The following is a 14,342-nucleotide window of genomic DNA, read 5'->3' as shown; positions in this document are numbered from 1 at the left end:
GGAACATGACGATGAATGTTTTCTGGTTCCTGCCCACCCATGGCGACGGTCACTTCCTCGGCACCAGCCAGGGCGCGCGCCCGGTGACGCTCAACTATCTGAAGCAGATTGCCCAGGCGGCGGATGGCTTGGGTTATTACGGCGTGCTGATTCCCACCGGGCGCTCCTGTGAAGACTCCTGGGTCATCGCCTCGGCCCTGGCGCCGCTGACTGAGCGTCTGCGTTATCTGGTAGCGATTCGTCCGGGGATCATCTCGCCGACTGTGTCGGCGCGCATGGCCGCCACCCTTGATCGGTTGTCCGGAGGTCGCTTGCTGATCAACGTGGTCACCGGGGGCGATCCGGATGAAAACCGTGGCGATGGCATTCACTTGAGCCATGCCGAACGCTATGAAGTCACCGATGAATTCCTGCAGATCTGGCGTCGGGTGCTGCAAGGCGAATCCGTGGATTTCCACGGCAAACACTTCCAGGTGGAGAACGCCAAAGCGCTTTATCCGCCGGTGCAGAAACCTTATCCGCCGCTGTATTTCGGTGGCTCGTCCGATGCCGCCCATGACCTCGCCGCAGAACAGCTCGATGTGTACCTGACCTGGGGTGAACCACCCGCAGCGGTGGCGGAAAAAATTGCCGACGTGCGCGCTCGTGCCGCCAGACACGGGCGCACAGTGAAATTCGGCATTCGCCTGCATGTGATCGTGCGCGAGACCGCTGCCGAAGCCTGGCAGGCTGCCGACCGCCTGATCGAACACATTTCCGACGAGACCATCGCCGCCGCGCAGAAGTCTTTCGCTCGCTTCGATTCGGAAGGCCAGCGGCGCATGGCAGCACTCCACGACGGCCGTCGCGACAATCTGGAAATCGCCCCCAACCTCTGGGCCGGCGTCGGTCTGGTGCGAGGTGGCGCCGGCACCGCGCTGGTGGGTGATCCGCAGCAGGTGGCCGCTCGGATCATGGAGTACGCCGACCTCGGCATCGACAGCTTCATCTTCTCCGGCTACCCGCACCTCGAAGAAGCCTATCGCTTTGCCGAATTGGTGTTCCCGCTGCTGCCCGAACCCTATGCCAGCCTGGCAGGGCGAGGCGTGACCAATCTCACCGGGCCGTTTGGCGAAATGATCGCCAACGATGTCCTGCCGCAAAAGCAAGCGGCCACCACCGAACACTCGAGGAGCCCCGCGTGAGTCCGAACCTTCAAACCGCTGTACCGAGCCCCTTGCAGATCGCGCGCAAACTGGCCGAGACCTTCGCGCAAACCGCCGCCGAACGCGACGAACGCGGCGGCACGCCAAAGGCCGAGCGCGACGCCTTGCGGCAAAGTGGCTTGCTGGCCCTGAGCATCCCGACCCGCTTCGGTGGCCTCGGTGCCAGTTGGAGCGAGACGCTCGATGTGGTCCGCGAACTGGCCAAGGTGGACAGTTCCATTGCCCACGTCTTCGGCTTCCAGCACCTGATGCTGGCCACCGTGCGCCTGTTTTCGCGCCCCGAACAATGGCAGCCATGGTTCGAACAGACTGCGCGCAACAACTGGTTCTGGGGCAACGCCCTCAACCCGCTGGACACCCGCACCGTAGTGAAAAAATACGACGGTTGGCGCGAGTTTTCCGGCAAGAAAAGCTTCTGCTCCGGCGCCAGCGATTCGGAAATGCTGATTGCTTCGGCGGTAGATGAAAGCGCGGGCGGCAAGTTGCTGATTGCCGCGATCCCCAGCGGGCGCACCGGCATCACCCTGCACGGTGACTGGGACAACATGGGCCAGCGCCAGACCGACAGCGGCAGCGCCACCTTCGAGCGTGTGCGCGTGGAGGAGTCTGAACTGCTGCTCGACCCTGGTCCCTTGAGCACGCCGTTCGCCTGCCTGCGTCCGCTGATTGCGCAACTGCACTTCGCGCACATTTTCCTCGGCATCGCCGAAGGCGCCTTCGAAGAGGCACGCCAATACACCCTCAAGGAAGGCCGGCCATGGTTCACCTCCAAGGCCCGGCATGTCAGCGAAGACCCTTACATCATTCGTCACTACGGCGAGTTCTGGGTCGGTCTGGAGAGCGTGCGCGCGCTGGTTGAACGGGCGGCGGCGCAACTCGACGAAGCCTGGCGCAAGGAGCACAACCTGGGCAGCGAAGAGCGTGCGCAACTGGCGCTGTCCATCGCCACGGCCAAGGTCGCCGCGAGCCGCACCGGCCTCGATCTGTGCAGCCGATTGTTTGAAGTCACCGGTGCGCGGGCGACCCACGCGTCGCTGCGCTTCGACCGCTACTGGCGCAACTTGCGCACCCAGACGCTGCACGATCCGGTGGACTACAAGATTCACGAGTTGGGCGACTGGGCACTGAACCAGACCCGCCCGACACCCACTTTCTACTCCTGAGCGAGGGAGCCCATGCAACTGCTGACTCTGCCCCCATCCCCGTCACTGGCCACGTCGATCCGGGCCACGGCCCAGGTGTTCGAAGACCCCAAGTCGCAGGCGCTGCTTGCTCATTTGCAGCAGGTCGCGCCGAGCGAAGCCAGTGTGCTGATCATTGGCGAAACCGGCACCGGCAAGGAGTTGGTTGCGCGACATATCCACAACCTCAGCAAGCGCGGCCAGGGTCCGTTTGTGGCGGTCAACTGCGGTGCTTTTTCCGAATCACTGGTCGAGGCCGAACTGTTCGGCCATGAAAAAGGCGCCTTCACCGGCGCCATCAGCGCCAAACCGGGCTGGTTCGAAGAGGCCAATGGCGGCACCTTGTTCCTCGATGAGATCGGTGATTTGCCGATGCCGATCCAAGTCAAGTTGCTGCGTGTGTTGCAGGAGCGTGAGGTGGTACGGCTGGGCTCGCGCAAGAGCATTCCGATCAATGTCCGGGTGTTGGCGGCGACCAACGTGCAGTTGGAGAAAGCCATCAACGCCGGGCATTTCCGCGAGGACCTCTACTACCGCCTCAACGTCGTCAGCCTGCACCTGCACCCGTTGCGCGACCGTCCCGGCGACATCCTGCCGCTGACCCGGCACTTCATCCGCACCTACAGCGAACGCCTGGGTTACGGGCAGATCGCACTCAACGCCGATGCCGAGCGCAAACTGGTCGACTATGGCTGGCCGGGCAACATCCGCGAGCTGGAAAACGTCATCCACCACACCTTGCTGATCTGCCGGGATGGCCTGGTGCGGCAGGAGGATTTGCGCCTGTCGAACATGCGCATCGAGCGTCAGGAAGACCGCAGCCATCACGCGGAGGAATCCACCGAGGCGCTGCTGCAGCGTGCGTTCAAGCGGCTCTTTGAAGAGCACCAGGGCGCACTCTACGAGAAGGTCGAGGACAGCCTGTTGCGTGCGGCCTATCACTTCAGCCATCACAACCAGGTGCACACCGCCAGCCTGCTCGGCCTCTCGCGCAACGTGACCCGTGCGCGTCTGATCGCCATCGGCGAACTGGTGGTCAACAAGCGCCGCGCCCCTCAGGAAGAACAGAACAATCGGGTCATCCAGCTATCGATCTAGCCGCCCTCGTTGGAGGGCTCAGGCGTCAACCCGCTCGACACGATCGGCCACTTGCCGCGCCTGTTGCAGCAAAGCCGCAAACCCTTGGCGGGGTGCCTCCACGCGCACCCGCAAGCGACCCAAGGCGCGTCCCTGAATGCGCTCGATGCTGCCTTGCACCAGGTGTGTTCGATGACCTAGCTGCGCAGCAATTGCCGACAGTTCCGGCTCGTGGCCGCTGGCGCCGGTGTAGTACAGGTCCAGCAGCAAACCGGCCGACTCTGGCTGTGCCGTGGTGCCCTGTTCGACCGATTGCAGCCGACCCAACAGCGCGTGGGTGACCTGATGCTGCGGCTCGCCAAACACTTGCCAGACCTCGCCCTGCTCGACCACCCGCCCCTGCTCCAGCACCACCACGCAATCGCACAGATCGCGGATCACTTCCATCTCGTGGGTGATCAGCACGATGGTCAGCCCCAGACGCCGATTGATATCGCGCAGCAGCGCAAGAATCGACTGCGTACTTTCCGGGTCGAGCGCCGATGTAGCTTCGTCGCACAGCAGCAAATCCGGTTGCAACACCAGCGCCCGGGCGATGCCGACGCGCTGTTTTTGACCGCCGGAAAGCTGCGCCGGGTAAGCATCACGCTTGTCCGCCAGCCCCACCAGTTGCAACAGCTCAAGTACTCTTCGTTCGCGCTCGGCGCGTCCGATGCCAGCCAGCAACAGAGGCAAGCCAACGTTGTCGCCCACGGTTCTGGAGGCCATCAGGTTGAAGTGCTGGAAGATCATTCCGGTGCGCCGGCGCAGAGCCGCCAGTTGCCCGCGATCGAAGCCAATGATGTCCTCACCCTCGATCAACACCTGGCCGCTGCTGGGTTGCTCCAGACGATTGAGCGAACGTAGCAGCGAGGATTTACCCGCACCGCTGCGTCCGATGATGCCGAATACCTCGCCACGACGGATGTCGAGGTTGATGTCGTGCAAGGCATGCACGTTGTGCTGTCCCACCGTGTATTGCTTGCCCAGGGCGACCAGGCGGATATGCACGGCGGCCTGCAAGGCCTGCGGGTTGAAACTGACCATGAGCGAATGTCCTGCGCAAACAAAAATGACCCTGCCCCGAACTTTCGGGGCCGACGCAACGGTGCATGCGCCGGCGCCTGACGACACCGGCGGCACGCTGCACTCCCGTCAGAAACCCGGGGCGATCTGCCCCTTGTAGCGCGTCAGGATGAACTGACGGACGTCCGGCGAATTCAACGCCTTGGCCAGTTTCTGGATACGCGGATCGTTGATGTTGTCCGGGCGGGCGACCAGGAACTCGATGTACAAATCCTTGCCCTTCTCGACGATCAACGCGCTGTTGGTGTCGATGCCGGCTTCCAGTGCGTAGTTGGCGAAGACGAACGCCAGGTCCACCTGGCTGACGGCACGGGCCAGCAGTGCACCTTCCAGTTCACGGATCTTCAGCTTGTGCGGGTTTTCGACGATGTCGTGCTGGGTCGACAGGGAATTGCTCGGGTCTTTGAGCTTGATCAGGCCTGCCTCGTGCAGCAGCACCAGGGCACGACCGGTGTTCACCGGATCGTTGGGGATCGCGACACTGGCGCCTTCGGGCAGCTCGGAGAGTTTTTTGATCTTGGTCGAATAAGCCCCGAACGGTTCGATGTGCACCCCGACCACCGGCACCAGATTGGTGTGGCGGGTCTTGTTGAAATCATCGAGGAACGGCCGGTACTGGTAGTAGTTGGCGTCGAGGTTTTTCTCGGACAACTGCAGGTTGGGCTGTATGAAGTCAGTGAAGACCTTGATGTCCAGATCAACGCCTTCCTTGGCCAGCGCCGGTTTGACGAACTCGAGAATCTCCGCGTGCGGAACCGGGGTTGCACCCACCACCAGGGTTTCGTTGGCGTGGGCGCTCAGGGATAAAACGGCAGCCAGAACGGCCAGGGTCTTTTTCATGCTCATGACTCCAAAGTAAGGAAATAAAGTGGCCGTCGTGAGGTGGACGTAGGGCCTGCAGCAGCGGTCCCCGGCTACTGCGTTCGGGTCTGTGCGGCGTTAACGCCGCGTAAAATGCCGGACCAGGCGATCACCGCTCATCTGCAAGGCCTGCACAAGCAGGATCAGCAGCAACACGGTGACCACCATCACATCGGTCTGGAAACGCTGGTAACCGAAGCGAATCGCCAGATCACCCAGTCCACCACCACCAACCACACCGGCCATGGCGGTGTAATCCACCAGCACGATGGCGGTCACAGTGACGGCAGCGATCAGCCCGGTGCGGGCCTCTGGCAGCAAGGTGTGCACGATGATTTGCGCGGTGCTCGCACCCATCGACTGCGCCGCCTCGACCAGGCCGCGATCGACTTCACGCAGGGCGCTTTCCACCAGCCGCGCAAAGAACGGCGTGCAGCCCACCACCAACGGCGGAATGGCGCCGCGTACGCCCAGCGAGGTGCCGGTGACCAGGGTCGTGACCGGTATCAGCACGATCAGCAGGATGATGAAAGGCATCGAGCGCAGCACGTTGGCCACCACCGACAACAGCCGGTACAGCCGAGGCGATTCGAGCAACTGGCGCTGGCCGGTCAGGTACAGCAGCACGCCGAGCGGCAGCCCGAGCAGTACCGTGCAACCGAGCGCTGCGCCGAGCATGTTCAAGGTGTCCAGGCAGGCTTCACCCACTTCACCCCAATGGATATGCGCGAGCCACTCGTTCATTGCCGAACTCCCGCGCGCAAGGCCGCAACCGGATGCGGTGCGTGCAAGCGATCGCCCTGGCCAAAGAGTTTGTGCCTTAGCGTGCCGTCCTCGTATTCGCGCTTGAACAAGCCGCGTGCCTGCAACTCCGGCACCAGCAGATCGACCACCGCTTCGAAGGTTTCGGGCGCGACCACGCTAGCGAGGTTGAAGCCATCGACGTCGGTCTGCTCGACCCACTCCTGCAATTGGTCCGCGACCGTCTGCGCCGAACCCACCAGCACCGGGCCGTCACCACCGATGGCGCAATAGTCGGCAATTTCCGCAGTGGTCCAGGTTCGGCTCGGGTCGGCGCGGGTGAAGGCTTCCACCGCCGACTGAATGGCTTCGCTCGGCACTTCGCGCAGCACCTGTTCTGGCGCGTACTCGCCGAAATCGATGCCGGTCCAGCCAGACATCAAGGCCAGCGCGCCGCTCTTGCTGGCGTATTCGCGGTACTCGCGCAAACGCTCCAGGGCCTCGGCATCGGTCGCCGCGACAATCACCGTGAGCTGCTCAAACACCAGCACATCTTCAGCGTTGCGCCCGGCGGCCTGCACCGCAGCACGCAAGTCCGCGACCTGTTTTTTCAGCACCGTTTTGCTCGGTGCCGCGACAAACACGCACTCGGCATTGGCCGCCGCGAACACCCGGCCACGGCTCGAAGCACCGGCCTGGTAGATCACCGGCGTGCGCTGTGGCGACGGCTCGCTGAGATGGAAACCGGGCACGTTGAAAAACTCTCCCTGATGCTCGATGCCGTGCACCTTGCGCGGGTCGGCGTAGACACCGCTGGCACGGTCGGCCTGCACCGCATCCTCTTGCCAACTGGCTTCCCAGAGCTTGTAGCAAACCTGCAGATACTCTTCGGCCAGCGCATAACGCTGATCGTGGGACAACGGCTGCGCCTGCCCCATGTTGCGTGCGCCGCTGCTCAGGTATGAGGTGACAATGTTCCAGCCCGCACGCCCACCGGTGAGATGGTCGAGGGTCGACATGCGTCGGGCGAACGGAAACGGATGTTCGAACGACACCGACGCGGTCACGCCGAATCCCAGGTGGCGAGTCACGGCGGCCATTGCCGGCACCAGTTGCAGCGGATCGTTGACCGGCACTTGCGCCGCACTGCGCAACGCCTCGTCGGCGCTGCCCTGATAGACGTCATACACGCCCAGCACATCGGCGATGAACAGGCCGTCGATCTTGCCGCGCTCAAGAGTCTTGGCCAGTTCGATCCAGTAATGGATGTCGGTGTAACGCGTGGACTGATCACGGGGGTGTCGCCACTGACCGGGCGCCAGGTGGCCCACGGTGTTCATGCTGAAGGCGTTGAGGCGTATCTGCTTAGGCATGGATGCGACCTCAGGACCAGTCATGGCGCGGCGGGTTGATGCCATTGAGCAACCAGTTGCCCACTACGTGATACTTCCAGCGCACCGGGTCGTGCAGGGTGTGCACCCGCGCGTTGCGCCAATGGCGGTCGAGGTTGTGCTTGCGCAATGTGGAGCGGGTGCCACCCAGCTCGAACAGTTTGTTGCTGGCTTCGATGGCGATTTCAGTGGTCAGCACCTTGGCCCTGGCCACCGCCAGCGATGCCTGTGCAACCGAGGCTTCATCGGGTGCTGCGCGGGCCTGATCCAGTACGCGCCCGGCACGTTCAAGCAATGCATCGGCGGCTTCCAGACGGATATCCAGTCCGCCGACCTGAATGATGGTCAGCGGGTCCTCACTGGCCTTCTCCACCCCGGCATCGATCCACGGCCGCGCCTGCTCACGCACAAACGCGATCGTGTCGCGCAAAGCGGCACGGGCGATGCCGGCATCGATGGCCGCCGTGGTGATTTGCGCGAAGGGGCCAGCCAGGGTCGGACGCTCGTAGGAGCGATAGGTCGGGAACAGGTTGAAGGCCGGCACCCACAGGCCTTCGACCAGCACCGTGCCGCTTGACGTGGTGCGCTGGCCGATGCTGTCCCAGTCGTCGACCACCGTCAGTCCGGCACTTTCGCGGGGTACGAAAGCCAGTTGCGCTCGGTCCTCACTGTCCAGCGCCAACACCCCCAGCCAATGGGCATAGAGCGAACCGGTGCAGTAACCCTTGCGCCCATCAATGCGATAACCCTCGCCATCGGCCACCAATCGGGTGCGAATGTCCTGCACGTTCTTGCCGCCGGTTTCCGACAGCGCATTGGCAAACCGATGCCCCGCCAGCGCCAGGTCGAAGAAGAACTGTTTCTGGTCATGACTGCCCTGCAAGCGGATGTCTTCCAGCAGGCAGTAATGGTTCTGCGGAATCTGCCCCAGCGACGGATCGGCCGCCGAGACAATCGCAATCACCTGCGCCAGCGTCGCGTAGGACACCTGCGCCCCGCCGTACTCACGCGGCACGGTGATGCCCCACAAACCACTGTTGGAAAATGCATCGACCACCTCGACCGGCACCTGACGCGTGCGGTCACGCTCCGAGGCTCCCGCCAGCAACAGCGCGGCAACTTCATGGGCAACACGGATGGCCTCGGCATCGTCGCGGATCACGACAGCGGAAGGTGGATTGATCGGGTATGCGGCTGAAACAGACATGGCTTCCTCACTCTAACGGTGGCCCCCACCGATGCCACGCAGTGCTGCTGGCAACTGCGGGCGCGGGGCCTTGACCTGATAGAGCAGGAACCGTGCCTGATTGTTTAGCCTTTAAATATCAATGAATTAGCGAATTTCGTGAGGAGATTGATGGCTAATTGAACAGTTGGTGTTGAAGAGGTGTTTGGGGGGCAACAGTGCCCAGTTCGAGCTGCACAATTTTTTGTGCAATGCACAATTCGTATTCAGGTATTCGTCGGTACGCCTGTCCCGATCACAAAAGTAGCTTTTTGCCATCATTTGATGTGAACTATGCAGCTATTGCAGCCCGCCCATGAGCTACTAACCCGTTGGACGGGAATGACAAGACAGGACATGGAAGTTATGCCGCCAAGCGACCCCTCATCCAAAAAAGAGCTGATCAAGGGTATCGAGGATTTCTGGCCCCGCGCGGAGACGCGTGCTCGCTATCGCAATTCTCCTCGACTGATCCTCGGTGATTTACACAGTGCCCTTTGCCATTGGTGGCAAAAACAAAAGTCGTTTCTGATTGATCTGCGCCATTTTGAGTTTCGCCTGTTCCTCCAGAGACTGGTGGATTGGAGAACAGGCAATCGGGCGCTGGTCATTTTTATCGCCTGGTTCTTCACCATGTTTTTGCTGGACAAAGTCGATCCATTTGGTTTGTCACGACAAGTGCAGGCTTACTCGGAGGGACTGTTTCAGAAAGTCACTTCATCGTTTTACCAGGCGGACGCTCAGGACAAAGTTGCCGTGGTACTGATCGACGAACTAACCCTCACCAGCCGCGGTGAATCATGGCCACCGCGCTATAGCTACTACGACGAAGTGATCCGGCGCATTGCCCGACAGAAACCGGCGGCGATCTTTCTCGACATACTTGTCGAAGATCGAAGAAGTTACGATGGCTCACTGGAATCTGCGCGCCAATCCCTCACTGAAACGCTCGCGAACAAAGGTATTCCGCTCTACCTCGCAACCCTCGATAACCATCGCAAAAGCGTCTTCATCGACGTTCCTGGCACTCAGACAACACTGACAGGGTGGCGTGGATACGGGGAAGATTACCCACTGCTAATTGGTCCTGGCCATTTTTTCGCTGATCTTGACTCAAAGATGCCTGAGGGAGCCGCATGTAACGACTCGGTGAAACCGACCGCGGCACTTCAGCTCTATCAATTCATGTGCGAAAAAGGCCTGCAATCGAACTGTCCATCTGGGTTGATGCGAAAGGAATTAGGCGGGTTCTGCAATGCTATGGTCGTTCAATGGGGCCGGCAGGTTTCAAAAGTAGTGTCCGAGCGACAACTGATCTCCGAAACTCAATGCTCGGCAAACAATGACTCCCTGTTTGAACGAGTCTCGACTGCAATGAACACCTTGTTCGCCGCACTGTTATCCGGCCTCGACGAAGGTTCGGTCAAGCGAGTTCGACAGCCCTGTCCGTACACCGTCACCTTGCGTGAAGAAGATCTCACCTCCGAAAAAGCTCAGGGCGTACTACAAGGCCGTGTCGTGATGGTCGGACTTAGTCTCCAAGGCATTCATGACATCGTTCAAAGCCCTGTCCATGGACAAATCCCCGGTGTTTATCTGCACGCAATGGCACTGGACAATCTATTGAAATGGAACGCCAGTTACTTCCAGCGCTCTGGTCTGGACTGGCTGTTTATTCTGATGGCTGCGCTCGTTGCCTGGATCTGCGCCGCACTGATTCGGACCCAGCCTGCACGTCTGAGCTTTCTGATGCGCGTGGTCGCACTAGGTTCGGTACTCGGCGCAAGTACCTACCTCTACAAGATCGAGCATCACCCACCTCTCGACTGGCTCGGTATTCTGCTTGTTTACGAGCTGGTGAATCGATTGATCGAGAAAAACGAAGAACAGTCATCGCTCAAACACCCCCAAGGAGGAGATTGCAATGAATCGGATGAAGCGGCTCGCCTATAGCGTGTTTACCACCACTTTGCTCATCACTGCGATGGCTCATGCTGACGGACAGAAAGTCACGGCATTGCTGGACGACACGATCAGCACCTATGTCCAGAAAGACGACTATTTCGTGAGAGAGCAAAAGATCGCCAGTAACGCACTAATACTGCCGGCACCCGTACTCGCCGAGAGCGCCAGAGGCTATGTGAAGGTTTCTCAGCCGGGCAAGGAAATTTGGCTCGACATGATGGACGTGACCCTGCGCCCTCCAAAAAGTACGGGTGCCGCCGGGTGTATCAGGACCAGCGCAGACAGCAGCGCGAAAACCGGAAGAGGCGCCGGAGAACCTTGTCAATGATCCGGCTCACAACTTTTGCCTTCGCAATCACTGCAGTTTGCGGCTGCGCCCAGATCAAAGTTCCAAATTTGCCGCTGGGGCAAGCGAAAACAGATCCCAACCTAACGCAATATGCCGCCCACTTTACAGGGCCTGCCGCCAATCGCAGTAACATCGCGACAAGCAGCCCTGACAGCACACAGCTACAAAAAAAAGCGCTGGGCATCGCTACGGACCCACAGATAGATTCCTATCTCAACGCGGTACTGGCCCGGCTACAAACCAGCCTTCCCGGGGCGCCCGCTGCGGCCAGAGTCTATGCCACTCCGAACACCGAATTCACTGCAATGAGTTACCAGGATGGAGGTATCTATATCTCCTACAAGATGCTCGATGCACTGGAAAGCGAAGATGAACTGGCAGCAGTGATTGCGCATGAGTACTCCCACGTACTGTTGCAACATTACAAGACAAACTGGGTCGACACAGCTTCAAGCCTCGCCTATTCGGCTGGCAATATTTTCATCAGCCGTCAGGTGAACACCAAGACCAGCAAAGACCTGCTCGGAATGGTATTGGCCAATGATGCGGCACTTGGAGTTTCTCAGATCGGACTTGTACCGGCCTTGACCCGTGACCAGGAAAATGAGGCTGACCGTTTAGGCATCGACTTGATGATTCGAGCTAACTACTCATTTGTCGGATCAATCAATTTTCTGTCACGCATGCAAGAGTGGGATGCCCGCAATCAAGCGATCATCGAGCAACGAAAGACCAACTACATAGACTTATTTGCCAAAAGTGAAAACAATATCATTGCGCAGGCTGTCGATGGGCAATTGGATATCCTGGAAAATAAAATAGGCAAACTGATCAAGGAAACTTCCCTGCACCATGAGAGCGGTGAAGATCGCTCTACTACTTTGCGCAGCTACCTCAAACAGCATTATGCAAATGCCGATCGGCCTCCCCTAAGTACCAAGCCTTATGCTGATGCATTGAAATCTGCCCACGCCAAAAATTTATTCAGCGGACTCGATATGGCCCATGCCTCGATCGCGGCGCTTCAACAACAACAGTTGCCACAGGCGCTTTTGAACGCCATGGCCGTTGAGAAAAGCCAAGCCGCCTCCTCCTCATTTGCCCGCCATGTAATGATCAATGCCTTGGCGTTGAACAACAAACCCGCTGAGGCGTTCACGCTTCTCGAAAGCACGGTCGCCAACGGTGACGCGCTCTTCGCCGACGATATGCTGCTATTGGACGTTCTGAAAAAATCGTCGCCTGAAAAAGCATTGGCATCCGCACAACGCAGTTACGATCGCTACGCCAGCTCGCCTGAACTTTTGCCTGATCTGATTCTGCTGAATAAGCAGATGAAAAATCAGTTCGCGGTTGTGAAATTTTATGGTGTTTGCGCAGGCAAAGCCTTATCAGCTGCCAATAACGTGTTGCTGGATAACTGCAACAAAGCAAAGGGCTAGAAGGCCCCGCTTGGTTATGGCCGTTAGTGTGAGCAACCGGTTAATGAGTATGCGAGAGGCGCGACCGCTCCAGGTAATGGTCATCAAGCAGTGTGGCGGTGGATGACCTGGTAGAGGTTGCGTCCCGTAAATGCGCCTCATAAGGAGCAATGAAATCAGCCAAATGTCCGAGCAAAAGGCTCTGCTGCTTGCTCTATGGCCTTGACCACATGGGGTGCGTGCTCATGCAATGGAAAGTACCGCTCAAGCACCACCTCAACCGAAGCGAGCAACCGCTGAATACGCTCTTGCGGACGCTCAACCTCACATGTCCGAGCAAACTCCAGCAGCCCCTGACGGGACGCAAACAACGACTTGTTACCCGCCAGATCCAGTGCCAACACATCATCAGGGATGTAGGCCGTGGTATTGACGATGTCGTACGCGGGAGCGAGACGTGCATCTCGCTGGGTAGGCTCCGAGTAGAGCAAACCGAAGTTTTTCAAATGAGCATCTCCGTTCCCGACAATGCAACTTAGCGCCACGCTATCGAACAATTGATCAAGCGAGTTTCGTTGATTACTGACGTGGCAAAAAAGCCGAATCGCCTTGGCGATGGCTGCATAGCTTTTGCTGTACTTCTGATCCGCCGAGAGTCCCATTAATGCCGCCATGTCTTCGAAACCGATTGGGTTGAGCTGATCGTCCCGATCGAAGCGGCGCATGACAAACAGCTTGGCGTTATCAGAAAGGTAGAACGGTGGGACCGGCATGCCCGCCTCCTTGGCGATGGACATGCAAAGGAACTCATTGATGGCCAGACCCGGAAACTCGTCGCGCCCACTCTTGATGATCAAGTCAGAGGTCTTCGATGTCGCTCGGGGCAACTCGACTCCTAATCGCTCCGGCACCAGAACCTTGGGCTGAACTCCGGATATGCCGGCTCTCAAGATGTAGCGATCAAGCAGATCGATGAAAATGTCTTCCGTGCCATCCCAGGCAAGGATCTCTTCGAGTTTTTCTCCAGAAAACGCCTGCTCTCCCAGTAGGGCGTCAACAGTCTCCGAGTGCACCTTGATCCTGCCAATCGGGGAGCTGCTACCCGATAGCGCAAGCAACAACATGGGATCGATTTTGATGGTTTTCGCCAGGCGATTACGCAATTGCTCCAGCATGTACCCTTCTGGAAGATTCATCTGAAATACGGGATGCAGATCCCGTCGGCGAAACTCATCGGCTCGTACGGGCATCGATAAGCTGATGGCCACGTTAGCTGATGCGTCTTCCTGATAACGGAAAATGAAGTCATCGACACTTGTCAGAACCCGACCGCTGAAACCCTCTGGCGTTGTGACTTTGAGCGATGCCATTTTCATTCGAACAAATCCCCGAGTTCCTCAAGCGTTGGCATGGTCGCGGGCACGACGACAAGCTCGCTGTCCAAAGCACTCAGGACTCTTGCGTAAGCACTCATCGCAACACTTTGAGTCCCTTTTTCCACAGCAATGACTTTCTGCCGGGTCAAGCCGGCGAGCTCGCCAAGATGAGCTTGAGTCAGACCGCGCCGTATACGCGCCTCGCGTATCTGGTTACCAAGTCGAGAGATCAGCAGAGCGTAATCCATGTTCCGTTTCCATGACATTAGTTTATCAATGTAACGTATAAATGACATATTCGCGAATTTTCCTAACAGCTGTTTCTCGGCACGTGCACTTCCCGCGGGCCCTTCAGATTCCCCACCGCACAAGATCTCGGATGCCTTCTACACTCATCCCGAATACGCCCCACAGTCAAAAGAGCC

At 59.0% G+C, this 14,342-nt stretch carries 13 protein-coding genes; 6 read left to right on the top strand and 7 right to left on the bottom strand.

Translation table 11 applies throughout. The annotated features are described in order from the left end of the window. Window positions 1-11 precede the first annotated feature (11 nt). Genes ssuD through EIY72_RS20745 form a run of 3 tightly spaced genes read left to right on the top strand, consistent with a single transcriptional unit; the run spans window position 12 to window position 3,484 of the window. Window positions 12-1,184 carry an FMNH2-dependent alkanesulfonate monooxygenase gene (gene ssuD, locus EIY72_RS20755; protein WP_093226827.1) on the top strand — a complete coding sequence of 391 codons (1,173 nt, stop codon included), beginning with the start codon at window positions 12-14 and terminating at the stop codon, window positions 1,182-1,184. Beyond that, entirely contained in the window at window positions 1,181-2,368 is a 1,188-nt protein-coding gene (locus EIY72_RS20750) for an acyl-CoA dehydrogenase family protein (protein ID WP_093226828.1), read from the top strand. The genes ssuD and EIY72_RS20750 overlap by 4 nt, the downstream gene beginning before the upstream one ends. Window positions 2,369-2,380: 12 nt before the next feature. Further along, entirely contained in the window at window positions 2,381-3,484 is a 1,104-nt protein-coding gene (locus EIY72_RS20745) for a sigma-54 interaction domain-containing protein (protein ID WP_093226829.1), read from the top strand. Window positions 3,485-3,502: 18 nt separating this feature from the next. Here the strand turns inward: EIY72_RS20745 and EIY72_RS20740 are convergent, their stop codons facing one another. The 5 genes from EIY72_RS20740 to EIY72_RS20720 all read right to left on the bottom strand — a co-directional run bounded on the left by EIY72_RS20740 (window position 3,503) and on the right by EIY72_RS20720 (window position 8,788). After that, window positions 3,503-4,549 (bottom strand): methionine ABC transporter ATP-binding protein, encoded by a 1,047-nt coding sequence (locus EIY72_RS20740; RefSeq protein WP_093226830.1) that lies wholly within the window; start codon window positions 4,547-4,549, stop codon window positions 3,503-3,505. Between the two features lie 108 nt (window positions 4,550-4,657). Then, window positions 4,658-5,428, bottom strand: coding sequence for a MetQ/NlpA family ABC transporter substrate-binding protein (locus EIY72_RS20735; RefSeq protein WP_093226831.1), 771 nt, complete (start codon window positions 5,426-5,428; stop codon window positions 4,658-4,660). A gap of 99 nt (window positions 5,429-5,527) precedes the next feature. After that, the gene (locus tag EIY72_RS20730) at window positions 5,528-6,193 is read right to left on the bottom strand and encodes a methionine ABC transporter permease (protein ID WP_093226832.1); all 666 of its coding nucleotides are present in this window, start codon (window positions 6,191-6,193) and stop codon (window positions 5,528-5,530) included. Next, window positions 6,190-7,563 (bottom strand): LLM class flavin-dependent oxidoreductase, encoded by a 1,374-nt coding sequence (locus tag EIY72_RS20725; protein WP_093226833.1) that lies wholly within the window; start codon window positions 7,561-7,563, stop codon window positions 6,190-6,192. The genes EIY72_RS20730 and EIY72_RS20725 overlap by 4 nt, the downstream gene beginning before the upstream one ends. Before the next feature lie 10 nt (window positions 7,564-7,573). Next, entirely contained in the window at window positions 7,574-8,788 is a 1,215-nt protein-coding gene (locus EIY72_RS20720) for an SfnB family sulfur acquisition oxidoreductase (RefSeq protein ID WP_093226834.1), read from the bottom strand. A 375-nt stretch (window positions 8,789-9,163) separates the two neighbouring features. On the opposite strand from EIY72_RS20720, the gene EIY72_RS20715 reads away from it, so the two are divergent. The 3 genes from EIY72_RS20715 to EIY72_RS20705 are packed head-to-tail and all read left to right on the top strand — an operon-like array spanning window position 9,164 to window position 12,562. Beyond that, a complete protein-coding gene (locus EIY72_RS20715; RefSeq protein ID WP_157720947.1) occupies window positions 9,164-10,759 on the top strand; it encodes a CHASE2 domain-containing protein in 1,596 nt (531 codons plus the stop codon). Continuing rightward, complete coding sequence (locus tag EIY72_RS20710) at window positions 10,731-11,099, top strand: hypothetical protein (protein WP_093226836.1); 369 nt, start codon at window positions 10,731-10,733, stop codon at window positions 11,097-11,099. The genes EIY72_RS20715 and EIY72_RS20710 overlap by 29 nt, the downstream gene beginning before the upstream one ends. Further along, window positions 11,096-12,562 (top strand): M48 family metallopeptidase, encoded by a 1,467-nt coding sequence (locus tag EIY72_RS20705; RefSeq protein ID WP_093226837.1) that lies wholly within the window; start codon window positions 11,096-11,098, stop codon window positions 12,560-12,562. The genes EIY72_RS20710 and EIY72_RS20705 overlap by 4 nt, the downstream gene beginning before the upstream one ends. Before the next feature lie 155 nt (window positions 12,563-12,717). On the opposite strand, the gene EIY72_RS20700 is transcribed toward EIY72_RS20705, so the two are convergent. Both EIY72_RS20700 and EIY72_RS20695 read right to left on the bottom strand, forming a co-directional pair. Continuing rightward, window positions 12,718-13,917, bottom strand: coding sequence for a type II toxin-antitoxin system HipA family toxin (locus EIY72_RS20700; RefSeq protein WP_093226838.1), 1,200 nt, complete (start codon window positions 13,915-13,917; stop codon window positions 12,718-12,720). Next, window positions 13,914-14,165: a helix-turn-helix domain-containing protein gene (locus EIY72_RS20695; protein WP_093226839.1), complete on the bottom strand. Its 252-nt coding sequence runs from the start codon at window positions 14,163-14,165 to the stop codon at window positions 13,914-13,916. Before EIY72_RS20695 ends, EIY72_RS20700 begins: the two co-directional genes overlap by 4 nt. Window positions 14,166-14,342 lie beyond the last annotated feature (177 nt).

The sequence above is a fragment of the Pseudomonas vancouverensis genome (assembly GCF_004348895.1).
GTDB classification, from domain to species: domain Bacteria; phylum Pseudomonadota; class Gammaproteobacteria; order Pseudomonadales; family Pseudomonadaceae; genus Aquipseudomonas; species Aquipseudomonas vancouverensis.
The sequence above is the reverse complement of the archived record's forward strand: the minus strand, read 5'-3'. Positions and strand labels throughout refer to the sequence as shown.